The organism is Streptomyces sp. DH12, from assembly GCF_020873895.1.
GTDB lineage: Bacteria > Actinomycetota > Actinomycetes > Streptomycetales > Streptomycetaceae > Streptomyces.
In genome coordinates this window covers 71,054-94,171 of sequence record NZ_JAHWGT010000013.1, presented here as the reverse complement: position 1 = coordinate 94,171, position 23,118 = coordinate 71,054, and the positions used below count along the sequence as shown (strand labels likewise).

24 protein-coding genes and 1 tRNA gene are annotated in these 23,118 nt (G+C 72.2%); 7 read left to right on the top strand and 18 right to left on the bottom strand.

Annotation, left to right across the window (positions count from 1 at the left end):
• The first annotated feature begins 103 nt into the window (after positions 1-103).
• From LPA54_RS14305 to LPA54_RS14295, 3 genes are all read left to right on the top strand, one after another.
• Positions 104-679 carry a TerD family protein gene (locus LPA54_RS14305; RefSeq protein ID WP_058944896.1) on the top strand — a complete coding sequence of 192 codons (576 nt, stop codon included), beginning with the start codon at positions 104-106 and terminating at the stop codon, positions 677-679.
• 100 nt (positions 680-779) lie between these two features.
• Positions 780-1,913: a DUF475 domain-containing protein gene (locus tag LPA54_RS14300; protein ID WP_228977470.1), complete on the top strand. Its 1,134-nt coding sequence runs from the start codon at positions 780-782 to the stop codon at positions 1,911-1,913.
• A 117-nt stretch (positions 1,914-2,030) separates the two neighbouring features.
• Positions 2,031-2,771, top strand: coding sequence for a Tellurium resistance (locus tag LPA54_RS14295; protein ID WP_228977468.1), 741 nt, complete (start codon positions 2,031-2,033; stop codon positions 2,769-2,771).
• Between the two features lie 32 nt (positions 2,772-2,803).
• On the opposite strand, the gene LPA54_RS14290 is transcribed toward LPA54_RS14295, so the two are convergent.
• Positions 2,804-3,919 carry a TerD family protein gene (locus tag LPA54_RS14290; RefSeq protein ID WP_228977464.1) on the bottom strand — a complete coding sequence of 372 codons (1,116 nt, stop codon included), beginning with the start codon at positions 3,917-3,919 and terminating at the stop codon, positions 2,804-2,806.
• Positions 3,920-4,191: 272 nt separating this feature from the next.
• Here LPA54_RS14290 and LPA54_RS14285 point away from each other — a divergent pair, with 272 nt between their 5' ends.
• From LPA54_RS14285 to LPA54_RS14275, 3 genes are all read left to right on the top strand, one after another.
• Positions 4,192-5,379 carry an HpcH/HpaI aldolase/citrate lyase family protein gene (locus LPA54_RS14285; RefSeq protein WP_228977463.1) on the top strand — a complete coding sequence of 396 codons (1,188 nt, stop codon included), beginning with the start codon at positions 4,192-4,194 and terminating at the stop codon, positions 5,377-5,379.
• Positions 5,380-5,453: 74 nt separating this feature from the next.
• Positions 5,454-7,991: a phosphoribosyltransferase gene (locus LPA54_RS14280; protein WP_228977636.1), complete on the top strand. Its 2,538-nt coding sequence runs from the start codon at positions 5,454-5,456 to the stop codon at positions 7,989-7,991.
• Positions 7,988-8,821 carry an HAD family hydrolase gene (locus LPA54_RS14275; RefSeq protein ID WP_228977461.1) on the top strand — a complete coding sequence of 278 codons (834 nt, stop codon included), beginning with the start codon at positions 7,988-7,990 and terminating at the stop codon, positions 8,819-8,821. The genes LPA54_RS14280 and LPA54_RS14275 overlap by 4 nt, the downstream gene beginning before the upstream one ends.
• Positions 8,822-8,894: 73 nt before the next feature.
• Here the strand turns inward: LPA54_RS14275 and LPA54_RS14270 are convergent, their stop codons facing one another.
• From LPA54_RS14270 to LPA54_RS14260, 3 genes are all read right to left on the bottom strand, one after another.
• The gene (locus LPA54_RS14270; protein ID WP_228977459.1) at positions 8,895-9,116 is read right to left on the bottom strand and encodes a zinc ribbon domain-containing protein; all 222 of its coding nucleotides are present in this window, start codon (positions 9,114-9,116) and stop codon (positions 8,895-8,897) included.
• Positions 9,117-9,434: 318 nt separating this feature from the next.
• Positions 9,435-10,805, bottom strand: coding sequence for a hypothetical protein (locus LPA54_RS14265; RefSeq protein ID WP_228977457.1), 1,371 nt, complete (start codon positions 10,803-10,805; stop codon positions 9,435-9,437).
• A gap of 76 nt (positions 10,806-10,881) precedes the next feature.
• Positions 10,882-11,661, bottom strand: coding sequence for a DUF4097 family beta strand repeat-containing protein (locus tag LPA54_RS14260; RefSeq protein ID WP_228977454.1), 780 nt, complete (start codon positions 11,659-11,661; stop codon positions 10,882-10,884).
• Positions 11,662-11,818: 157 nt separating this feature from the next.
• Between LPA54_RS14260 and LPA54_RS14255 the strand changes: the two genes are divergently transcribed.
• Positions 11,819-11,893, top strand: a tRNA-Val gene (locus LPA54_RS14255).
• A 68-nt stretch (positions 11,894-11,961) separates the two neighbouring features.
• On the opposite strand, the gene LPA54_RS14250 is transcribed toward LPA54_RS14255, so the two are convergent.
• The 14 genes from LPA54_RS14250 to LPA54_RS14185 all read right to left on the bottom strand — a co-directional run bounded on the left by LPA54_RS14250 (position 11,962) and on the right by LPA54_RS14185 (position 22,987).
• Positions 11,962-13,116 (bottom strand): site-specific integrase, encoded by a 1,155-nt coding sequence (locus LPA54_RS14250; protein ID WP_228977453.1) that lies wholly within the window; start codon positions 13,114-13,116, stop codon positions 11,962-11,964.
• The gene (locus LPA54_RS14245; RefSeq protein ID WP_228977451.1) at positions 13,116-13,298 is read right to left on the bottom strand and encodes a helix-turn-helix domain-containing protein; all 183 of its coding nucleotides are present in this window, start codon (positions 13,296-13,298) and stop codon (positions 13,116-13,118) included. Before LPA54_RS14245 ends, LPA54_RS14250 begins: the two co-directional genes overlap by 1 nt.
• On the bottom strand, positions 13,291-14,637 hold the full coding sequence (locus tag LPA54_RS14240; protein WP_228977449.1) for a replication initiator: 1,347 nt from the start codon (positions 14,635-14,637) through the stop codon (positions 13,291-13,293). The genes LPA54_RS14245 and LPA54_RS14240 overlap by 8 nt, the downstream gene beginning before the upstream one ends.
• A 99-nt stretch (positions 14,638-14,736) precedes the next feature.
• Complete coding sequence (locus LPA54_RS14235) at positions 14,737-15,039, bottom strand: SpdD-like protein (RefSeq protein ID WP_228977447.1); 303 nt, start codon at positions 15,037-15,039, stop codon at positions 14,737-14,739.
• Between the two features lie 20 nt (positions 15,040-15,059).
• Positions 15,060-15,215 (bottom strand): hypothetical protein, encoded by a 156-nt coding sequence (locus LPA54_RS14230; protein ID WP_228977445.1) that lies wholly within the window; start codon positions 15,213-15,215, stop codon positions 15,060-15,062.
• A 13-nt stretch (positions 15,216-15,228) separates the two neighbouring features.
• Entirely contained in the window at positions 15,229-15,408 is a 180-nt protein-coding gene (locus LPA54_RS14225; protein WP_228977443.1) for a mobile element transfer protein, read from the bottom strand.
• A 13-nt stretch (positions 15,409-15,421) separates the two neighbouring features.
• Complete coding sequence (locus LPA54_RS14220; protein WP_228977441.1) at positions 15,422-16,150, bottom strand: DUF2637 domain-containing protein; 729 nt, start codon at positions 16,148-16,150, stop codon at positions 15,422-15,424.
• Positions 16,151-16,236: 86 nt separating this feature from the next.
• Positions 16,237-17,604, bottom strand: a complete 1,368-nt coding sequence (locus LPA54_RS14215; RefSeq protein WP_228977439.1) for an FtsK/SpoIIIE domain-containing protein — start codon at positions 17,602-17,604, stop codon at positions 16,237-16,239.
• Positions 17,605-17,609: 5 nt separating this feature from the next.
• Entirely contained in the window at positions 17,610-17,957 is a 348-nt protein-coding gene (locus tag LPA54_RS14210) for a hypothetical protein (protein WP_228977437.1), read from the bottom strand.
• 183 nt (positions 17,958-18,140) lie between these two features.
• Positions 18,141-18,962 carry an integrase gene (locus tag LPA54_RS14205; RefSeq protein WP_228977435.1) on the bottom strand — a complete coding sequence of 274 codons (822 nt, stop codon included), beginning with the start codon at positions 18,960-18,962 and terminating at the stop codon, positions 18,141-18,143.
• On the bottom strand, positions 18,959-19,810 hold the full coding sequence (locus tag LPA54_RS14200) for a sigma factor-like helix-turn-helix DNA-binding protein (RefSeq protein WP_228977433.1): 852 nt from the start codon (positions 19,808-19,810) through the stop codon (positions 18,959-18,961). Before LPA54_RS14200 ends, LPA54_RS14205 begins: the two co-directional genes overlap by 4 nt.
• 172 nt (positions 19,811-19,982) lie before the next feature.
• Positions 19,983-20,372: an ATP-binding protein gene (locus LPA54_RS14195; RefSeq protein WP_228977430.1), complete on the bottom strand. Its 390-nt coding sequence runs from the start codon at positions 20,370-20,372 to the stop codon at positions 19,983-19,985.
• A 97-nt stretch (positions 20,373-20,469) separates the two neighbouring features.
• Positions 20,470-21,297, bottom strand: a complete 828-nt coding sequence (locus LPA54_RS14190; protein ID WP_228977428.1) for a helix-turn-helix transcriptional regulator — start codon at positions 21,295-21,297, stop codon at positions 20,470-20,472.
• A 574-nt stretch (positions 21,298-21,871) separates the two neighbouring features.
• Complete coding sequence (locus LPA54_RS14185) at positions 21,872-22,987, bottom strand: ATP-binding protein (protein WP_228977426.1); 1,116 nt, start codon at positions 22,985-22,987, stop codon at positions 21,872-21,874.
• Positions 22,988-23,118: the final 131 nt, after the last annotated feature.

Sequence of the window (23,118 nt, the reverse complement as noted above, 5' to 3'; positions counted from 1 at the left end):
GTGCGGCGCCGGACCCGCCCCTGTACACACATCGCGCGGCACACGGGCACCGCGCGGCACACGACGCACCACACGCAGTACGTCACCGGGGAGGATCATCGTCATGGGCGTCACGCTCGCCAAGGGAGGCAACGTCTCCCTCTCCAAGGCCGCACCCAATCTGACGCAGGTACTGGTCGGACTCGGCTGGGACGCGCGCTCCACCACAGGAGCGCCCTTCGACCTCGACGCCAGCGCGCTGCTCTGCCAGTCCGGCAGGGTCCTCGGCGACGAGTGGTTCATCTTCTACAACAACCTCGTCAGCCCCGAGGGATCCGTACAGCACACCGGTGACAACCTCACTGGCGAGGGCGACGGCGACGACGAGTCGCTCATCGTCGACCTCAGCCAGGTGCCGCTCCACTGCGACAAGATCGTCTTCCCGGTCTCCATCCACGAGGCGGACAACCGCGGCCAGACGTTCGGCCAGGTCAGCAACGCTTTCATCCGGGTCGTCAACCAGGCCGACGGCCAGGAGCTCGCGCGCTACGACCTCAGCGAGGACGCCTCGACGGAGACCGCGATGATCTTCGGCGAGCTCTACCGCTACGGTGGCGAATGGAAGTTCCGAGCCGTGGGCCAGGGGTATGCGTCCGGCCTCCGGGGCATCGCTCTAGACTTCGGGGTCAATGTTTCCTAAAGCTCGTCTCAGGGTTCGTTCACGACCCGGCGTACTCGGCGTGGAGGAGCCCCTCCCGCAGGGCTCGCCCGGGGGGACCCCCAACACGATTGGGTAGTCAGTGGTTCTGAAAACCTTCGGCTGGTCGTTCGCCGTCACGGCGCTCGGCCTCGCATTCGCCGCCTGGCAGTGGGGGTGGGAGGCATTCGGGATCGTACTGATCCTGTCGATCCTCGAGATCTCCCTGTCGTTCGACAACGCGGTCGTCAACGCCGGAATCCTCAAGAAGATGAACGCCTTCTGGCAGAAGATCTTCCTGACGATCGGCATCCTGATCGCGGTGTTCGGCATGCGACTGGTCTTCCCGGTCGTCATCGTCGCGATCAGCGCCAAGGTCGGCCCCATCGAGGCCGTTCAGCTGGCGATGGACCAGCCGAAGCAGTACGAGGCGCTCGTCACCGACGCACATGCCGCCATCGCCGCCTTCGGCGGCATGTTCCTGCTGATGATCTTCCTCGACTTCATCTTCGAGGAGCGCGAGCACAAGTGGCTGGCCTGGCTGGAGCGCCCGCTCGCCAAGCTCGGCAAGGTCGACATGCTGTCGGTCTGCGTCGCGCTGATCGTCCTGCTGCTCACCGCCATCACCTTCGCCACCCAAGCCCACACCAGCGCCGGGCACGCCGACAAGTCGGCCACGGTGCTGCTCTCCGGCGTCGCCGGCCTGATCACGTACCTGGTCGTCGGCGGCCTCTCCGGCTACTTCGAGAACAAGCTGGAGGACGAGGAGGAACGCGAGCACGAGGAGGAGGAGCAGGCCAAGCGCGAGGGCAAGCCGGTCTCCGCGGTCGGCCTGGCCGGCAAGGCGGCCTTCTTCCTCTTCCTGTACCTGGAGGTCCTCGACGCGTCGTTCTCCTTCGACGGTGTCATCGGCGCCTTCGCCATCACGAACCACATCTTCTGGATGGCGCTCGGCCTCGGCATCGGCGCCATGTACGTCCGGTCGCTCACCGTCTACCTGGTCCGCCAGGGCACGCTGGACGACTACGTCTTCCTGGAGCACGGCGCGCACTACGCCATCGGCGCCCTCGCCGCGCTCCTGCTGATCACCATCCGCTACGAGATCAACGAGATCATCACGGGCCTCATCGGCGTCTTCCTCATCGCCGCCTCCTTCCTGTCCTCGGTCCGCCGCAACAAGCAGCTGGCCGCGGCGGAGGGGGCCGGGGAGAAGCCCGGGGTCCCGTCCGGAGTGTGACGACCACTGCATGAGACCGGGGTGTGACCACCCCGGCGATGCGGAACGCTTGTCAGCGGGGCGGCCGGGTGCTCCCGGCCGCCCCGCGTGCGTATCCGTACACCGTGGGGGTGGGGCATGGCCTTCTGGGACAACCTGGTACCGAACAGGGCGGCGCAGTTCGACTCGGGCAGCGCCGTCACCAACGCGATCGACCTCACGCGGCGCCGCCCGTCGGTCTCGCTCACCAAACAGGGCGCCGCCACCGGCAACCTGCGCGTCAACCTCTCCTGGAAGATGCGCACATCCGACCTCGACGGCCGGTCCCGGCGCAGCGGCCGGCTGCTGCGGCACCCGCTGCGGTTCTTCCAGCCCGAACCCGTCCAGGCCCACACGCAGGGCGTGGCCACCGTCGACCTCGACATCGGGTGCCTGTACGAGCTGAGCAACGGCGCGAAGGGCGTCGTCCAGCCCCTCGGCGGCTTCTTCGGCGACCTCAACGACCCGCCGTACGTGAAGCTGAGCGGCGACGACCGGTTCGGCTCACCCTCCGGCGAGACGATCTTCGTCAACCTCGATCACCGCGACGACATCAAGCGGCTGCTGTTCTTCGTCTACATCTACGACCAGACGCCCGCCTTCGACCGCACCCACGCCACCATGACGCTCTACCCGAGCAACGGCCCCCGGATCGAGATCGAACTCGACGAGCGCGCCCCCGAGGCCCGCTCCTGCGCGGTCTTCCTGCTGGAGAACGTCAAGGGCGAGCTGGTGGTGCGCCGGGAGGTGAAGTTCGTCTACGGCTTCCAGGGCGAGCTGGACCGGATGTACGGCTGGGGCATGCAGTGGGGCCGCGGCTTCAAGGCCGGCAAGTCCTGACGGCCCCGCGCGGCCGCCCGCGGCGCCGGACGTCAGACGCGCTGGAACTGCGGCCCCATGGGCGGCAGCCGGAAGTCCGGGTCCGGTACGGGCGCCCCGGCCCCCGGGGCCGGGTACGCCCCCGGGGCCGGGTGGCCCCCCGGGCCCGCCGGGTGCGTCCCGGGGGCAGCCGGGTGCGGGTAGCCGTAGGCCGGCCCCGCGCCGGGCTGCGGGTACCCGTACGCCGGCTGGGCCGCGCCGGGCTGCGGGTAGCCGTACGCGGGCGGCACGGGGGGCGGCGGCGGTACGACACCCAGCGCGGGCGCCCCGGTGGCACCGGGGAACCCGGGCACGCCCCCGGCCGGCGCCGCGGCGGACGACCCGGCCGCCCCGGTCGTGCCGGGCGCCCCGGTCGTGCCGGGCGCCGCGGGCGGCCCGGCAGGCCGCGGCGGGGCGGGGATGGCCTGTGTGGCGTCGTCCGGGTCGGCTCGCGGGGCCGGCGAACCGGCCGCGCCGCCCTGCTCCGAGTCGGCCGCCGGCCCCGACGCGTCCGACGCGTGAGGCTCCCCGGCCCCCTCCGCCGCGTCCCCGCCCGCGCCTGCCGCGCCCTCGCCTCCGCTCTCGTCCTCCTCGACGGAGATGCCGAACGCCGTGGCCAGCCCGATCAGACCGGTCGGATAACCCTGCCCGACCGCGCGGAACTTCCAGCCCTCCCCGCGGCGGTACACCTCGCCGCAGATGATCGCCGTCTCCTCGCCCGTCTCCGGCCGCACGCGGAACGACGCCAGCGCCTCGGCGCCCTCGCCCGCCGCCGCGTCGAAGAGGAGGATCCGCAGGTCCGGGACGTGATCGAACGAGGCACCGTCCGAGGACGCCGCGATCACCACCTGGTCCACGGACGGGTCGAGCGTCGCGAGGTCCGCCTCGACCGTGTCGGTGAGCCCGTCCTCCACCCGCTTCTTCGGCAGGCGCCGCACCAGCCCCGACGGGTGCCGCGGCTGGTTGTAGAAGACGAAGTCCTCGTCGGAACGCACCCGCCCGTCCGGGCCGAGCAGCAGGGCCGAGGCGTCCACGTCGGGGACCTCCGGGCCAGGGGTCCAGCACAGTACGGCCCGTACGGCCGCGGCGTCGAGCGGGACGTTCGAGCCCTTCGGCATCTCGTGCGTCATGCCCGTCATCCTGCCTGGCCACCCGCCCGGGGGACAACGCGGGGGCCGTTCCCCGGCATGGCGCGCCCCGCACCGCGCCGAGGCGGGCACCCCGCGGCGGCGCGGAGCGCGCCCCGTGCCGCGACACCCGGGGGACGCCGTGACGTCGCCCGGCGTTCACATCGGCGGGGAACCGGCGACACTTGTCCTTACGTACTATTACCGGCCACATGTCAGCAACGCCGCTCGGCAGAACACCACGGCAGAACACCACAGCAGTACGGGGACACCGCATGCGTCATTTCGGGCACATCTCGCCTGCTGCTCGGGCCGGGCTGTTCCACCGGGAGCCCTGCGCCTTCGACAGCGGGTCACCGGCCCGTGTCCTGGCGGCCGCCCTCGGCGCCACCCTCTACAGCCCCGCCACCCGACCCGCGCTCGCCGACGACGTGAAGAAGCAGGTCGGACGGGGCGTGGTGTCCATGGTGGTCTGCCTGGAGGACTCCATCGCCGACGCCGAGGTCGAGGACGCCGAGGCCAACCTCGTCCGCCAGTTCACCGACCTGGCCGCGCGGCCGGGCGAGCCGCCGCTGCTCTTCGTCCGCGTCCGCGAGCCCGAGCAGATACCGGACCTCGCCCGCCGACTCGGCCCGGCGGTACGGCTGCTGTCCGGATTCGTACTGCCGAAGTTCACCGAGAAACGCGGCACACCCTTCCTGGAGGCCATCGCGGCGGCCGAGAAGGAGCCCGGCACGGCGGACGCCCTCGGCGGCCGGCCGCTGTACGCGATGCCGGTCCTGGAGTCGCCCGACCTCCTCCACCTGGAGACCCGCGCCGACACCCTCGCCGGGATAGCCCGCTCCGTCACCGCGTACCGCGAGCGGGTCCTCGCGCTCCGGCTCGGCGTGACCGACTTCTGCTCCGCGTACGGGCTGCGCCGCACCCCCGACATGACCGCCTACGACGTGCAGGTCGTCGCGCACGTCATCGCGGACGTCGTCAACGTCCTCGGCCGCGCGGACGGCTCCGGCTTCACCATCACCGGACCGGTGTGGGAGTACTTCCGCCTCCAGGAGCGGATGTTCAAGCCGATGCTGCGCCGCAGCCCCTTCACCCAGGGCCGCGCCGACGCCCTGCGCACGGCGCTCATCCAGCACGACCTGGACGGGCTGCTGCGGGAGATCGAGCTCGACCGGGCCAACGGCCTGCTCGGCAAGACCTGCATCCACCCCTCGCACGTGCAGCCGGTGCACGCCCTGTCCGTCGTGAGCCACGAGGAGTACAGCGACGCCCGGGACATCCTGCGCCCGGAACGGACCGGCGGCGGGGTCATGCGCTCCGCTTACACGAACAAGATGAACGAGGTGAAGCCGCACCGCGCCTGGGCGCAGCGGACCCTCCAGCGCGCCGAGGTGTTCGGCGTCGCCAAGGCGGACGTGGGGTTCGTCGAGCTGCTCGCCGCAGGCCTGGAGGTACCGTGAGCGGCGTCGCACCGCCCCGGCCGGCCAACGGCCACCAGCACTCCGGAGAGAAGAGGCACGTCATTCACAGCGCGGTGTGGACCGGTACATGGGTCGCCGAACGGCTCGGCGTGGGACTCTCCGCACGCAGGGGCGACGACGGCGACCTGCGCGGCCTGCTGGGGCTCGCCCTGCGGGAGAACCCCAAGCGGGCGCACCTCCTCGTCTCGTCGGTGCTCGGCAAGCACGTGCCGCAGAGCCCGGCGGTGGTCCGGGGCACCGGCCACGAGCTGGGGCGCCGCGTCCGGGCGCTGCTGGGCGAGGCCGAGGCGCGCCGGGCGGTGGTCGTCGGGTACGCGGAGACGGCGACCGGCCTCGGCCACTGCGTCGCCGACGGGCTGGCGCACGCCCCGTACCTGCACTCCACGCGCCGGCCCGTGCCCGGCGTGGCGCGGGCCGCCGGCTTCGAGGAGTCGCACTCCCACCACACCTCCCACCTCCTCCTCCCCGAGGAGCCCGAGCTGCTCGCCGGCCCGGGCCCGCTGGTGCTGGTGGACGACGAGTTCTCGACCGGCAACACCGTGCTCAACACCGTGCGGGCGCTCCACGATCGGTACCCGCGCGAGCGGTACGTCGTCGTGGCGCTCGTCGACATGCGCTCCGACGAGGACCAGGGCCGGCTGGCGGAGTTCGCCGCGGAGATCGGCGCCCGCGTCGACCTGGTCGCGCTCGCCGAGGGGACGGTACGGCTGCCCGACGGCGTCCTGGATAAGGGCCGCGCCCTCGTCGCCGCCCACACCGCGCCCGCGCCCGCGGCCTGCGGCGACCCGGGCACCGTACGGCGGGTCGACCTCGGCTGGCCGACGGGGCTCCCCGACGGCGGCCGCCACGGCTTCACCCCCGCCCACCGGGCCCGCCTCGACGCGGCGCTCCCGGCGATGGCGGCCCGCCTGGCCACAGCCCTCGACCTGCCCCTCACCGAAGCGCCCGCGCCCGAAGCGCCCGCGCCCGAAGCGCCCGCGCCCGAAGCGCCCGCGCCCGAAGCGCCCGCGCCCGGAACGCCCGCGCCCGAAGCGCCCGCGCCCGGAACGCCCGGGCACCGCCGTCCCCGCGTCCTCGTCCTCGGCAGCGAGGAGTTGATGTACGCGCCCCTCGCCCTCGCCTCCGCCCTGGAAGAGCTCGCCCCCCGGGCCGACGTGCGGTTCTCGACCACGACCCGCTCGCCCGTCCTCGCGGTGGACGACCCCGGCTACGCCATCCGCACCCGCCTGGTCTTCCCCGCCCACGACGACCCCGCCGACGGGCCGGGCGACCGCTACGCCTACAACGTCGCGGGCGCCGGTTTCGACGCCGTCGCCCTCGTCGTCGACTCGACCGGCGACACCCCGCCGCTGCACGCCCCGGGCGGCCTGCTCGCGCAGCTCACCGCGCACGTACCGCGCGTCGTGCTCGCCGCCGTCCCCTCGTACGTACCGGAAGGAGCGGGCATGCTGCCCGACCCCCTGCGCGGACCCGCGTTCTCCTCCTACGCCCCCGACGAGGTCGGCTGGCTCCTCCAGGACCTGTCGGACGTGGAGCTGGAAGCCCCCACCGAGGAGCGCGAGGAGGCCATCCAGAGCGGCGGCGCCCACTACGCCGAGTCCCTGCCCGTCGAGTACCAGCCCAGCGACCGGTACCAGAAGCTGTTCCGCGCCGCCCTCGACGGCTCCGCCGCCCGGATCGCCCGCGCGGTGGGCGCGGTCACCGAGTCCGTGCTCGCCGAGCGGTCCCCGAGCCCGGTCCTGGTCTCCCTCGCGCGGGCCGGCACCCCCGTCGGCGTGCTGATGCGCCGCTGGGCCCTCCACCGCCACGGGCTGGACGTGCCGCACTACGCCGTCTCCATCGTGCGCGGCCGCGGCATCGACACCAACGCGCTGCGCTGGCTGCGCGCCCACCACGACCCGCGGGACGTCGTCTTCGTCGACGGCTGGACCGGCAAGGGCGCCATCACCCGCGAGCTGGCGGCGGCCCTCGGCGACTTCCCGGACTTCGACCCGGAGATCGCCGTCCTCGCCGACCCCGGCTCGTGCGTCCGCACCCACGGCACCCGCGAGGACTTCCTGATCCCCTCCGCCTGCCTCAACTCCACCGTCTCCGGCCTCGTGTCACGCACCGTCCTGCGCGCCGACCTCGTCGGCCCCGACGACTACCACGGCGCCAAGTACTACCGGGAGCTGGCGGATGCGGACGTCTCCGCGGAGTTCCTCGACGCGGTGTCGGACCGCTTCGACGAGGTCGCCGAGGCGGTCGCCGCGGACGCCGCCCGGCTCCTCGCCACCGACCGGGACCCCACCTGGGAGGGGTGGGCGGCCGTCGAGCGGATCAGCGAGGAGTACGGCATCCACGACGTCAACCTCGTGAAGCCCGGCGTCGGCGAGACCACCCGCGTCCTGCTGCGCCGCGTCCCGTGGAAGATCCTCGCCCGGCGCGGCGCGGGCCCCGACCTGGACCACGTACGGCTGCTCGCCGAGCAGCGCGGCGTACCGGTGGAGGAGGTCGACGGCCTGCCCTACACCTGCGTCGGGCTGATCCACCCCCGGTACACGCGGGGCGCGACCGGCGCCGACGGCCGGGCGGCGGTGACCGCGCCGTGAGCGGCCCCACGCCCGCGCTGGTCGCCAGCGACCTCGACCGCACGCTGATCTACTCGGCGGCGGCACTCGCCCTCACCGGCCCCGACGCGCAGGCCCCCCGGCTGCTGTGCGTCGAGGTGTACCAGGGCAAACCGCTGTCGTACGTCACCGAGACGGCCGCCGGGCTGCTGGGCGACCTCGCCCGCGCCGCCGCGTTCATGCCCGTCACCACCCGCACCCGCGAGCAGTACCGGCGCGTCCGCCTGCCCGGGCCGGCGCCCCGGTACGCCATCTGCGCCAACGGCGGCCACCTGCTCGTCGACGGCGAGTCCGACCCGCGCTGGCGGGCGGCCGTCGCGGCCCGCCTCGCCGACGAGTGCGCCCCGCTGGAGGAGGTGCGGGCGCACCTGCTCGCCACCGCCGACCCCGCCTGGCTCCTCAAGGAGCGCGTCGCGGAGGACCTGTTCGCGTACCTCGTCGTGGAGCGTGCCCTGCTGCCGGACGCCTGGCTCGCGGAGCTGGCCGGCTGGGCGGAGGGCCGCGGCTGGACGGTCTCCCTCCAGGGCCGGAAGGTGTACGCCGTGCCGAAGCCGCTGACGAAGAGCGCCGCGGTACGGGAGGTGGCCCGCCGCACCGGGGCCGCCACGGTGCTCGCGGCGGGCGACTCGCTCCTCGACGCGGACCTGCTGCTCGCCGCCGACCGCGCGTGGCGGCCGGGCCACGGCGAGCTGGCGGACACCGGCTGGCACGCCGCGAACGTCGAGGTGCTCGCCGACCGGGGCGTCGCGGCGGGGGAGGAGATCCTGCGCCGCTTTCTCGCGGCGGCCCGCGCGGTCCACGCGGCGGCCTGACGCCGCCGCGCCGTTCCGGCGCCACGGCGGGGCGCCGCCCCGGGGCCCCGCCGGCGCCGGCGGGCCCGGCCCGTCAGCCGCAGCAGCCGCCCCCGCAGCACCCGCCGCCGCCACCGCCGCCGGCGGGGCGGGCGGGTGCGGACGCCGCCGTACCGCCGACCGCGACCGTCGACAGCAGCTTGACCGTGTCGCCGTGCCCGGCGGGGCAGTCGGCGGGGGCGGAGGACTCCGCCATGGGGCGGCTCAGTTCGAAGGTGTCTCCGCAGGTGCGGCAGCGGTACTCGTAGCGAGGCATGGGCACAGGTTATCGGCCGGACCCCGGCACCGGCACGGCCGCGGGACGCACACCGGCACCGGCGGAGCCGCCCGAACGCCCCGGTCCTACGGCGAGGCGCCGAGCAGCCGGGCGGTACGGCCCGGCCTGCCGACCGGACGACAAGGGAGCCGAACGCCCACCCGGGCCGGCCGCCCACCCGGGCCGAACTGTGCCGCTGGCGGGCACGGCCTTGGCCAGGCCCATCCTGGCCGGGCACGCCTTGGCCGGGCCCGCACCGGCCAGACCCGTCCTGGCCGGGCCCGCCCCCGGAAGCCCGGTCACGCAGAGCCCCCGCCCTCAGCTCCCGGCGCCCCCCGCGCCCCCGCCCCGCTCCTCCCGGATCCGCTCCACGACCCGCGCCGCCGAGGCCCGTACCGCGTCCGTCTCGATCAGGAAGTGCCAGTAGTCGGGGTGCCGCTCCTCCAGCCCGCCGACGGCCCGCTCCAGACGGGCGACCGCGTCGTCGAGCGGCCCGGCGTGCCGGGGATCCGGCGTGTGGCGCCCCTCCATCGCGAGCCGCTGCGCGTCGCGGATCGCGAACCGGGTCCGCTCGATCTCCCGCTGCGGGTCCTTCGACACGGCGTCGAGCCGCCGCAACCGGTCACCGGCGGCGGACACGGCCTCGTCGGTGCTGTTGAGCAGTGCCCGTACCGTGCCCAGCAGGGCCGTCGCGTCGGGCCAGCGCTGCTCCTCCCGCGCCCGCGCCGCCTCGGCGAGCTTCGCCTGCGCCCGCCCCACGCCCTCCGCGGCCTGCGCGGGCACCGCCTGGAGGTCCTGCCAGCACGCCGCGCTGTAACGGCGGCGCAACTCGCTCAGTACCGGCTCCACCGAGGCGGCCCGGTGCGCCAGGGCCTCCGCGCGCGTCCGCAGCGACACCAGGCGCCGGTCCGTCTCGGCGGCCCGCTCCGGCAGCCGCTCGACCTCCGCCCGTACCGCCTCCGCCTCCCGCAGCACCCGGTCGGCGCGCTCCAGGGTCTCCGCGACGCCGTGCCTGCCGGCGCCCTCGTTGAGCCGGGACAGCTCGGGCGCGAGCGCGGCGAGACGGGCCGCCGCGTCGTCGGCGCGCAGCCCCCGCCCGCGTACGCCGTCCAGGGCGCCACCCGCGGCGCGCAGCGCGGCACGCGCCCGCTCGACCGCCGGGGCCAGCCGCGCCAGCTGCGTCTCGGCCGTGCCGAGGAGCGGCGCGAGCCCCTGCTCGAACCGCTCCAGCTCACCCTTGACCCGGACCAGCTCCTCCTTGGCGCGGGTCAGGTCGGCGCGGGCGCGCACCGCGACGGAACCCTCCAGGTCGTCCCGGTCGAGGTCGTAGCTGTCCACGGCCTGGATGTAGGCGTGGCTGACCTCGTCGATGCGCCGCCCCAGCGCGGCGAAGTCGTCGGCGACCCGCCGCGCGGCGGGCGAGGAGTCCACGGCGGCGATCGTCTCGACGGAGATCCGCAGGCCCCGCTGCGCGGTGTCCAGCTCGTAGAACGCGTCCGCCGCGTCGTCCTTCGCGGCCTGCGCGTCGGCCCGCTGGCTCTCGGCGCGCCCGCCGCCGAACCAGCGCCGCGTACCGCCCGCTCCGCCGCCGGCGAAGCTCGCCGCCGAGGCGGCGACCAGCAGCGGCAGGGGCAGCAGCACGAGGGCCAGCACATCGTTCGCGTACCGCCGTGTGCCTGTCCCCGTCACATCCGCTCCCCGTACCGCGCGTGTCCGAACCGACCCGGTTCATTCTCCCACCAGGTACGACGAACGGGAGAGCGGATCAGTTCGCCGTGCGGACCGTCACGTCGCCGTTCTCGCTGCGCGCGGTGACGGAGCGGGCGCTCGCCGGGTCCCGGGGCAGGTCGGCGCGGACGTCGCCGTTGCCGCTGCCGGCGTCCACGGCGTACGGCCCGGAGCCCGCCGGCAGCTCCACGACGACGCCGCCGTTCTCGCTGCGCGCCTCGACCCGCTCGGGCGCGGCGCGCAGGGCGAGGTGCACGTCACCGTTCTCGCTACGGGCGGTGACCGTCTTCGACGCGGCGCCCTCGACGCGCAGAGTGCCGTTGTCGCTGGACAGGTCGAGCGGCCCCCGGGCGTCCCGCACGGCGAGGTCGCCGTTGTCGGTGCGCAGCGTCAGCGCGGCGGTGAAGCCGTCGGCGGTGACGGTGCCGTTGTCGCCCCGCAGCGTGACGGCCACGCCGCGCGGCACCCGCACCTCGTGGCGGGCGCCGCAGTTCTCGACCAGCGCCTCGCACCGGACGCGCAGGGTGAGCGTCCCGTCCTCCAGGCTCCAACTCGCGTCGGGCCCGTTCCCGGCGACGACCCACCCGTCGACCTGCCGGGCCACCTCGACGTCCGCCACGTCGGCCGGGACCAGCTCCACGTCGGAGTCCCCGGCGTCCACGGTCAGCGTCGACCCGTCGAACGGGAACACCTTCCGCTCCACCGGCGCCCCCGCCACGTCCACACCCCCGCACCCGGCGACCCCGGCGCCCCCGACCACGAGACACCCCGCCAGCAACACCTGGACGGTACGACGACGAACACGGTGCGCTACCACGAAGACTCCCCCGGAAACGAACGCTGCCAAGGCCCCCACCGTACGACCGCCCCCCACCCGCCCACGATCCCGCAACCCACCGCCCGGGGGTGGGGCCAGCCCCCGCAACGTTTGCGAACTCCACCCGTGCGCGATGTACGCTGTTGCCTCACTCCACGGGTGCGTAGCTCAGGGGTAGAGCGCTGCTCTTACAAAGCAGATGTCGGCGGTTCGAAACCGTCCGCGCCCACCAGCACGAAGACCCCCAGCCGATCATGGCTGGGGGTCTTTGACATCCGTACCTGACATCAACGGCCGTGGTCACTGGCGGCCGGGACGCCTCCTGAGCAGCCGGTCCATGTGGCTGACCGCCTCACGCTGCGTGTCCTGCACGACGTGCGTGTACACGTTCATGGTCACCGCGATCTGGCTGTGCCCAAGGATCTCCATCACCACGCGGGGAGCCACCCCAGCCGCGGTGAGCAGGGTGGCGCAGCCGTGCCGGGCATCGTGCAGCCGGATCACCCGAAGGCCGGCAGACCGGGCGACGCGGGTGAACGACCGGTACAGGTTCCTGGGCTCGATCGGCCGACCGGTCCGGGTGGTGAAGACGTATCCCGTTTCCTCCCAGGCGGTGCCGGCCTTCTCGCGCATGGCCGCCTGGCGGAGACGCTGCCACCGCAACGGAGCGATACAGATTGCGGGCAGGGGAAGCGTCTGCTTCCGGCGGCGCCCCTTGGGATCGTCCTCGTACGTCTCTCCGCCGACACGCTGCCGCTGGGTGCGGACGCGGATCTCGCGCCGGTCCAGGTCGACGTTCTCCCAGCGGAGCCCGACGATCTCACCGCGTCGGAAGCCGAGAGCGATGGCGATGACGAAGGCCGCGTAGAGCGGATCGGTCCGGGCAGCGGCAAGGAAGTCCAGCGTCTCGTCCAGCGACCAGGGCGACAGGTCCCGGGCCTCCACGGAGGGTGGTTCCACCAGCGTCGCGACATTGCGCATGATCAACTCCTCGCGGCAGGCAGCCGTCAGAGCCGTCCGCAGTACACGGTGGGACTCCTTGGCAGTTGCTGCGGTCGTCCTGTGCTCCATGTGGACGAGGAAGCGCCGGACGTCGGCGACACCGAGGGACTCCAGGCGCTTGGTGCCGAGCATGGGTACCAAGTAGAGCCGGACGTGCGTCTCGTACTTCGCATAAGTGGTCCGCTTCCGCCGGGGCTTGATGACGTTCTCCAGCCAGTACGGCAGCCAGTCGGCGAGCTTCGCCGAACGCGTCGGCACGGGGATGCCGCTGTCGACCTTGTCGAGGAGCTCACGGCGCTTGGCGTCGCACTCGGCCCAGGTCTTGCCGTAGGCGAACTTGCGGGCGCGGGTGCCATCCGGCTGGAGCACGTACACCGCGCACTGGAAACGGCCGTCCTTGCGCTTGGTGATGGTGCCGGCGCCGTTGGGGTTGCGCTTGCGCTGCTGGGCCATCAGGCCGCCGCCTCCAGTTCATTGACGATGTACTCGCGGACGGCCCGCGCGGGGATGCGGCGGCAGCGACCGATGGTGATCGAGGGCAGACGGCGGGAGCGGATCAGGTCGTAGACCGTGGACCGGCCGACCTTCAGCCGCTCCATCACGTCCGGCACGGTGAGCAGTTCGTCGTCACGCACGGGTCGGTTCTCCTTCCGTTTCGGAGGTGGGTTGGCGAGAGGTGGCGAGCCAGGTTTCTGCGGCGGTCAGGCCGGTGCCGGCGAAGCGCCAGTGGGAGAGGACGAGGACGGAGTCCGGATCGGGCAGCGGGTGGCCCGCGTCGGCCGCGCGTTCGCGGGTCACGGCTTCGTTGTGGTCGGCGCGTTCCTGGCGGAGGGCGCCGAGGGTGACGGAGTAGGCGCGCGACTTGGTGGAGAAGTGGCCGCGGAAGCCGAGCATGTGGGCCCACTTGCGCAGGCGTAGGTCTTCGAGTTCGGGCAGGGCGCCGAGGTGCCAGCAGGTGAGGATCATGCGCCGGGCGTGGTCGGTGACGCCGGAGCCGATCAGGTCCGTGATCGGGTTGCGGATGGGCCGGTCGAGGGTGCCCGCGGTTTCGGCGCCCTTGGTGGCGTACTTGGCGATGTAGGCGGCCACGGCGCGGCTGGACAGTTCCGAGGTGCCCACGAAGTCGGCCGAGCGGATGGGGCGGATGTCGAGCTGTTCGCCGAAGCGGAAGGCGTACGCGTGGCCGTCGAGGACGGGGCCGGGTGCCTCGGCGAGCCGGGCCGCCGTACGGATCGCGTCGGTGAGCAGTTCGGTCGTGGCCCAGGCCGGCGGGGCGTCCTCGGCGCCGTCGGGGCCGTCGAGGCGGATGACGGCGTGGAAGTGGACGGCGCCGCGCCGCTGATACTCGGCGACCTTGGCGTACGAGACCTTGAGGCGGTGGCGCAGCGCCGAGCGGCTGAGGCCCGCGCGGGAGGCGAGCTGCTGGCGCAGGTAGGTGGTGAAGCGGCCCCACAGGGCCCCGGCGTGCGCGTTCCACAGGACGGCCGCGCGGTAGTCGTACCGGTCCGGGGTTAGGGGTGTGCCGAGGGCGGGGTCGTTCTCGGCGTGGAGGCGTCCGCAGCGGCACCGGCCGCCGCCGGGGCGGTTGTGAACGGGGCCGAAGGACGGGGCGGTGAAGGTGACGAAGACGCGCGGGTGCCGGGCGACGGACGGGCCGATGCCCTTGCCGCCGCTCAGACCGGCCGTGACCAGGTGAAAGGTGTCCCTGCGGTACACCTCGGCGCAGGAGGCGCACCGGGTGGCGCGGCGGTTGTTGCACCGGATGAGGAGCTGCCCGGCCGGTAGGTCGCGGTCGGCGATCTCCCGGACGATCTCACCCGTACCGGAGTGGACGTCGAGCCGGTAGCCCTCCATACGGACGGGCCGCTCGCAGCCGCCGAGGCGCTGGATCTGGCGTGCGTAGGCGCTGAGGTCGCCGTGCCGGGCGAGGGCCGCAAGCCGGCGGATGGCTCCGGCCGGAGCCGCGGAGTGCATGTGCGGGTTCCTCCTTGGGAGAGCGGGAGCGGGATGAGGGCCCACCCTGTCAAGGGGCCTAGACAAGGTGGGCAGGCTGAGCGAAGGGAGCAGACGAGGTCAGCGGTCCTTGAGGACGGAGCGCACGACGACGGCGCACACGGCCACGGACGCGGCCGTGACGGCCACGGCGAGGAGCATGGAGACCAGGACGGCGCCGACGACCAGGACCACGGCCGCGCCGCCGCCGATGAGCGCGAGCGTGGCGCCGGAGGTGAGCTGGACGGCCGGACGGGACGAGGCCGGCGCCGCTGGGGCCGGGGCCGGGTACGGAACCGGGACAGCCGGGGGCGACTCGATGACGGCGGGAGGGGTGACCAGGCCGGTCGGCTGGGGCATGGTCGGGAGCTTCGGCCGGAGCATGAGCGGTGTCCTTTCGACGGCTACTTGATGGCGGTGTCGATGACGGGGGCGAACAGGCTGTTGGCGAGGACGTAACCGCCGAGGAGCAGCACGGCGACGAGCCACCAGGGCGGGCGGACGAGCTTGACGCCCAGGGCGCCGACGACGAGCAGGGCGAACCAGAGGGGGACGTCCACGACGGCGCTCCTGTCAGGCCGAGCAGCGGTGGGTACGGGCGGCCAGTTCGGCGGCGGCGCGGCTGTCGTACTCGGCGGAGAAGTCGCAGCGGGGCGCGGTGCAGGCGGCCACGTGGCGGTTGCGGCCGCGGGCGAGGTACGAGGCGACGTTGACGGGGCCGATGCGGCGGACGTTGCGGAAGCGCGGGTTCATGGTGGTGCTCCTCTCAGAGGTGGGCGGCGACGGACGCGGTCATGGACGGGGGCAGGCCGAGCCGGGCGCGTACGGCATCGGGGTCGGCGGGGCGCCCGGTGGTCGAGCGGTGTTCTTCGGCGAGGGTCCGGACGCGGTCGACGAGGGCGGGCGGCAGGGCGGCGGGAAGTGGGGCCGTGGTCGGTGCCGGTGCCGGGGGCGGATCGGTGACCGGTTCGGCAGTGTCGGGCTTGGGGGCGGGTTCGGTGGCGGTGGACGGCGCCGGAAGCGCGTCGCGGCCGGGTGCGTCGACGGTGTCCGGGACGAGCCGCAGTTGCGGGCCCGTATCCGGTGTCGACGGGTTCGGGGCCGGCGGCGCATCCGGGCCGTGAGGCGAGTGGGCCAGCAGGGTTCCGCCGAAGAAGGCGACGGCGGGCCAGCCCGCGACGACGACGCGGAGCCACGCGGGAACGTGGTCGAGGTCGAGGAGCCCGGCGGTGGCGACGTTCGCGCCGAGGGACGCGGCCAGAGCCACCAGGAACCACAGCCGCGGACCACCGGCCGCCTGCCCCGCCCGCTGCTGCTGGCGCATCCGACGCCAGGCGGCGACCAGCAGCAGGTCGACGCTCACGGGATAGGCCCACGCCTTCCAGCCGTCCTGTCCGGCCGCCGCCGCGAGGTCGTGCAGGTGCGAGAAAGACAGGGCGCCCGCGATGGCGGCCTGGACGATCACGGCGTCCACGCGGACCGGGTGGGCACGCATCAGCTCGGGTTCCTTCCGGTTTCAGGCATGGGAGGGGTAGCGGTGTGGCGCGAGGCGGTCACACCGACGAGGGAGGGGAAGTGCGGCTACTCGGTCACCGGGCGACCGGTGAGCGGGACAGCGGCGGGAGAGGCCGGCCCGGCGGACTCGATGGCGACCACGGGCCGGAAGGGGGCGAGCCGGGGCAGCTCCGGCGCCAGGGCAGAGGTGTCACGGCAGACGGCCGCCGCGTCGTCGAGGGTGAGGTGGGGCGAGCGGACGCGGGACCAGCCGCCGGAGGAGTCGCCGACGACGGCGACGCCGGGCCGTTCGGCCGGTATGGAGGTGGCGGCCAGTACCGCTTCCGGTGCGATGTCGCCGAGCGCCATCGTGGCGGACGTCTCGTCGTTGACGCGGTGGCAGACCCGGCCGGTGAGCTGGGCGCGCAGCATGGTGGCGCCCTTGCCGAGTTCGGAGCCGAAGCGCTGCCCGCACACCTCCAGGTAGATGCCGGCCGCGCGGCCGAGCTGGGCGAGGCGGATGAGCTTGGTGACCGTGGCGTCCCGCCGCTTCTCGTCGTCCTTGTTCGCGGCGAGGAAGAGTTCCGCGACCTCGTCGACGACGAGCACGACCGGTACCGGCCGTACCGCTTCCGGCAGTCCCCACACGTCCGAGGTGAGTACGGCGTCCGGGCCGGCCCCGCTCGAAAGGCCGATCAGCCGGAACCGTGCCTCCATCTCCTCCAGCAGGGCGTCGAGCAGTTCGCTCGCCCGCTCCGGGGTGTCGGCGAGCGCCGACAGCCGGGGTGCGAACGGCGCCAGTTCGACGCCCCACTTGCAGTCGATGCCGACGAGGACGACCGGTTGCCGGGCCAGCCCGCACAGCAGGTTGCGCAGGTAGACGGACTTGCCGGACTGCGTGGCGCCGAGGATCAGTTCGTGCGGCACGGTGCGGAAGTCCCGTACGTGCCACTCGCCGTCCTCCCGCAGCGCCAGCGGCAGACAGAGCGGACCGGCCGCCAGCCGACGCCGGGGAGGCCGCACCTCGGCGAGCACGTCCCAGCCGACAAGCCGCAGTTCGAGCCAGCCCGGCTTGGTGGGGCGGACGTGCACGGCGTGGGCGCCCCAGGCGTGCCGCAGCCGGTCGGCCGAGGCAGTGAAGTCCTCGGGCGCCTGCCCGGCCGCCATGCGCAGCCGTATCACGAGGCCGGACCCGGTCGGCCGCGGCAGCGACCGGCGGGGCGGTACGGGAGCCGCCTCCCGTCCCACCATCCGGGCTGTGGCCCGGCGGACGGCCGAAGCCGGAACCGTCAGGCCGCAGGCGTCCATCGTCGCCCGGTACGAGGCCAGCACCCGCAGTGCGACGAGCGGGTACCCGACCAGCCACCAGAACAGGACCGGCGACCGGCGGCGTACCGCCAGCAGCGCGGCCAGGACCAGCAGGACCGGTAACAGCACCCGGGCGATGTCGGCCATGGGCATCAGACCTGCACCGGAGCCGGGGCGTTGACCATGACCGCGTCGGCCCGGAAGGCGATGCCGTGCCGACTGCGCCCACCGAACTCGCTCTCCCAGGGCCGGGCCACCAGGCCGGACAGGATGACCGGCGCACCCATGACCAGGCCCTCGCCGATGCCCTGCTCGGGGACGGTGACCTTGATCATGTCCGAGCCGCCGGACGCGATGAACACCAGCTCCAGCACCATCAGCCGCTGGCCGGTCACCGGGTCCACGGCGACCTCACCGGTCTGCCGGTCCTTCACCTTGACCTCGGGCAGCTTGGTGACGAGGAGCGTCGCAGCCGAGGTGTCCACGGGGATGACACGCATTCTCTGAACCTCACAGGGTCGGCGGCGCCGGCAGCGCGGCCCGACGCCGATCTGAATACCCCCCTAGACAGCAACAGGAGGGCCCACCCTCTCTGTCTAGGGGGGTGGACGACCACCGTAACCCGACGACCCGTCAACTGTCTAGGGGGGTATACGTGTGTGCCTGAGAGGCACGCGATCGCGCTACGAGAGCGGCCAGTGAACAACCGTTGCGTCGTCGTGTGCTTTGCCGCGCGGCCAGCGGCGGCCGTCGGGGTCGTCGCCCTCCACGTCCCGTACGCGGCGGAGCAGCCCATCCGGGCCGGTGGAGTCCAGGACGGCCAGCAGGCCGCGCCAGTCGACGAGGGCGAACTTATCGACGAGGCGGGTCGCGCCGTCGCTCAGCAGCGTCACGGATGCCAGCGATTCCAATGGCACCGTCCCCGCCAAGGCGTGTTCCGCCGCAAGCGGGTCGGGGCCGGCAATCCAGAAGCCGCCCGGCCGGTTACGGAGACCGGTCAGGGCGTCGCGGTACTCGGCGAGCGCGGCGGCGTGTTCGGGTGAGCCGGTGGGCAGTGCGTCGAGCGGCCCGCGCAGCCGCTTGCCGACCTGGTCCAGGCGGCGGTCGGTAACGGCGGTCGTCTCCCCTTCACCGCTGGTGAGGAGGAGGGTGGAGTCACCGAGTACGAGGTACTCCAGAGCGCCCGCGCCGGCCCGGACCGCAATGACCGTACTGGTCGGACTGGCCCGGTAGGTCAGGTCACACGTGTCTTCGTGGAGCGACCGGACGCCGCGGATCGAGTCGGCGAGGCAGTCGGCGAGCGGCTGGGCGGGATGCGCCGTGATGCTGCCGAGCAGCAGCCCGCCCAGCGTCGAGGAGAACCACGCGACGCCGTGGATGCAGCCGGTCTGGGCTCCGGCCACTCCGGCGCCGTCGAGGAGGACGGCCGCGCCGGGAGCGACGGCCGCGAAGTCCTCGTTCTGCTGGCCCGGTTCGGCGGGCACGGAGGCGAGGGCGACGTTCACGCCGCCGTCTCCTCGTCGTGCAGGTAGAGGGGGCAGAGCAGTTCGGCCGACTGTGGTTCCTCGGTATCGGGGTCGTACTCGACGCTCACCAGGGTGGAGAAGTGCCGCTCTCCTACCTGCCCCCACAGCGTGCTCAGGTCCGAGGCGAGCAGGTGGACGACGCCGAGGGAGCCTGCCGTGTGGATTCCGGCGATGGCGAGCACCGAGCCGTTGCCGTCCGGGCGGGGCAGCCTGCCGAGGTACCCGACGTCATGCGGGCGGCGCGGTTCGACGTCCGCCCCGGCGTTGTACGTCGTGCCGGTGCGCCGGTCAACGAGCGCCCACGGCTCGCCCTCCGGATGCTCCCAGCCCAGGACCGGGTCCTGGGCGTACAGGTCGCGCATGGCCTCGGACATGCCCGGTCCGCACACGACGACCAGGCCGTCGCGGTTCAGATCGACGTCACCGTTCACGAGGACGTGCCCGGAGCCGACATCAAGCCCGTACGACTTCGCCAGCTCTTCCAGCCGCTTCCCGGAGTTCATGTCGGCCATGGCGACGACCGGGCGCTTCTTCACGTTGTCCCACCGCAGCGGGGTCACGACCGTGACAGCCCCCTTCCCGAGGAAGGCCCCCTCAGGTGCCGGGCCGGTGTGCCGGATCTGATGAATCCGCCCCCGGCTCAAACCGGCCTTCTCGGCGATCTGCGCGTAAGACAGCCCTTGTGCGTGGAGATCCTGGACCACGCGGCGACGGAGCCGGGCGAGCTCGGTCACCTCCTGCTGCGCTTCGGCCAACCGCGTCGTGACCTCGCGCAGGAGCAGGTACGGATCATCGATCGCCATGATCCGCTGCAACTCGTCCGACATGACCACACCTCCTAGCACCACCCAGGAGTCTAGGGCTCTAGACGGAACAGGCGGCAGGCGCCGTCCCGTACGGACACCGACCACGAAGAACCGAGACAACCGCCGAGGCACCCCCCGAGGAGTCATCCGCCCCCCACGCAGCGACCGTGGACCGCGGGCAAGCGACACGTGATCACGCACCCTCCCACGCGACGTCGGCCCACACGGAACGCCCCTCCGGCCACTCCTTCACGCCCCAGTCCTTGGCGCAGGACGCGATCAGCAGCAGGCCGCGCCCGCCCTCTTCCTGGCTGGTCGCGTCGCAGAGGTGCGGCACTCGCTCGCCGCCCTGGTCGACCACCTCGATGCGCACGAGACCGTCGCCGAAGCTGACGACCACGAGGAACCAGCCACCGACCGCTCCGCTCAGCGTGTGCCGGACGGCGTTGGCCGCCAGTTCGCTGACGATCAGGGCGGCATCATCGACCGGCCCCCTGCCGGCGACCAGGGCGGCGACGAAGTGACGGGCGTGGGCCACTTGCTCGGGCAGCCCCGGAAAGGCTCGGCACCATTTGGCACGCATGACGAACTCCCTCTCTGCGTCTAGGGGACTAGACAGCGCAGCGACAGAGTATTCCTACGTCAACCCCAGCGACTAGGCATACCGAGGAATTATTCCTCTAAGGGGTGAGGGTGTCCCTCATGCCGCGGAACTCCTCCATCAGGCGCAACAGCAGCTCGCGCACGTCATCGCCAAAGACGGCAGCCTGCTCGAAGCGACCGAACGTCGCCTCGTACGCCGCCAGTTCAGCAGGATCGACCGTCACCCGCTCGTCGGCGAACGCTTCGACCACGACCGCCCGCTGGTCGCACAACGTGAACCCGTGACGAGGCAGAAGCGGCACCGGCCGACGCCACGGAATGACCCCGAGCCGTACGGTGCTCAGGCTCTCCACCGCCAGCAGCCGGTCGAACTGGGCGAGCATCAGCGCCGGAGTACCCGGCCAGGTCCTCAACACGCCCTCCGTCAGCACGAACACCGACTCCCGCCCCGGCTCGTACAACACGCTCTGCCGCTCCATCCGAGCAGCAACAGCCCGACCGACCGCCTCAGGAGTCGAGTTGGGCGCACTTGCGAAGACGTGCCGGGCGTACTCCGCACTCTGGAGCATGGCCGGCAGGACGACACACTGGAACGACCGCACCAGTCGAGCCGACAGCACTGCATCGTCCAGAACGGCCCCAACGGGAGCGTCATCGCCGGACGCGGGACCCGAGTCTGCGGCAGCCTCCACAGCGGCCAGGAGGTCACGCACCTCACACGTCGCCGCGTCGTCGAGGTCGAGAGCCCGAGAGAGCCGGTCGAGCACATCAGCACTCGGCACCATGCGCCCCGTCTCGACCTTGGACACGGTCGGCTGTCCGACACCAGCCCGCTGCGCCAGCACGGCGCCCGTCAGACCAGCCCCTGCACGCAGCTCCCTAAGACGCATCCCCAGCGCCTTCATGCGCTCTCGCCGCTCACTCCCCATACCCAGGGTTCTACACCACGAGGCAGCAAGAACCGGGTGCACGAGCGCCAAGGAACACTAGGAGGGTGCGAGCGTGATTCAAACTTTCTCCACGGGTTCAAGCACCCGGCTGCGCTCCGCTCCGCCGGGCGGGCTTCCCGGCTCCGCTCCGCGCGACGCTCCTGCCTTCGGCCCGCTCCGCGCGCGCTGCGCCGACGCCCGCCCCTACGGCTGGTAGGCCCGAAGGGCATGAGCCGAGCCCCAAGCCCGCGGTTCCCTCACCGCCACCGACATGCCTCCGGCGGGGGCGCTCCGACTCCGGGATGGCGGGGGCGCCGCTGGCGGGTGCCGGCCGAGTATGGCGGGCGCGGGGAGCTCCCATCCCGTCTGCCGTCGACCCAGGCAGAGCCGAGCAGACGCGACCCCTGGCGTCCAGGTCGTTCGTACAGTGGCGCGCTCCACCTGGACGCCAGGGGCCACGCCCGCTCCACGGTGTGTGGGTCGACGGCAGACGGGATGGGAGCTGGGGAGGGCGGTGGGTTGAGGAGCGAATGCAAGCCTGATGCAGTCCTCAATCGGTGTCGAACTCGCTCACCTTTCCCCGTCGCAGTAGCGCCCTTCCGGCGGCCATCGTTGCATGGATCGATGGTGCAGTGATTGGAATTGAGTCTTCGCCCCGCCTGCGGACAATGCTGATAAAGGCCCCCTCCACGGAACCGTCCACGATGGCCCCATGGACAAGGAATGGTTTCAATTCTTCCGGCTGTGGAGGCAAGCTTACTACCACAAGCATTCCGCACCCGTGTGGCACCAGTTCAACGGTCAAATAGTCAGGGGGTGGATACAGGTGTTGCTGAATCGCAAGCTCATACTTTCTTTGGACTCTGGCGTCCATGGGTACCGGATGCACGCTTTTGATGATTTCGCCGCTCGGGACTTTCTTTCCTTTCATTCCGACCACGATTACTCCGCCGTGTTCAGCGTTTGCGAACCTGGCCACCGCTTGCGCCAAGGAAATCTTGCCCGTGCGCCCAGACAGGTCATAGTGGTCGACCTTTACGTCGAGCCAGGGCCCTTCCGGTTGCCCTATCAGTAGATCGGCCTTCTCTGTCCTCAGCAGGCTAACGGCCGTCTCCCTGGTGAGGATGCCTCCCTGTAGAGCATCCAAGAAGGCCGTGACGTCTTGGCCGATCGAATACATCTCGGACAACAACTTGCCGCGAATTGGAGTGCGAATGTCAATCTGAGTGAAATATGGGGGCGCGGAGCCCGTGTTAGGGTGGGCACCCAAATGGACTAGCTCGAGCCCCGACCTTTCAAGCAGTAGGCTGATCGATTCGTAATACGCGCCCCCTTCGCTTGGAAGATCGATGTAATCGTCCAGCCAGGCCGTCAGGGATAGAAGCAGGTGTCCATTCTTCAGGGAAAACGCGATGCCGGTGACAGGCGCCTCGTCGTCTAGGTATTCCTCGGCCACATCGCTTACTGCGAGATCGATTTCTCCCTGGCAGGGATCTCCCCACATGTATTTACAGTAGGAGCGGAGGGCTGCCTGCAAATCGGTGGCTGTTGCGTACGTCAAATCGCTTTCATGGGCGACGAATCCATCCGCTGTGTCCCTCATCGGCCAATGCCTTTTGTCCGTGATGAGCGACTCGCCCCCACGTTCCATTTTCACGGTTCGCATCACACCTCCTCATGGAAACGATAGGGGAAGGCCTCCCTCTCTGTATGTGAATTAAGGAGAAGAGGGCACCGTCGAGCCGCATCGCAAAGCAGCGATGGCGACTGCCCGCCCTGGCGCCGTGCGAGGCTGAC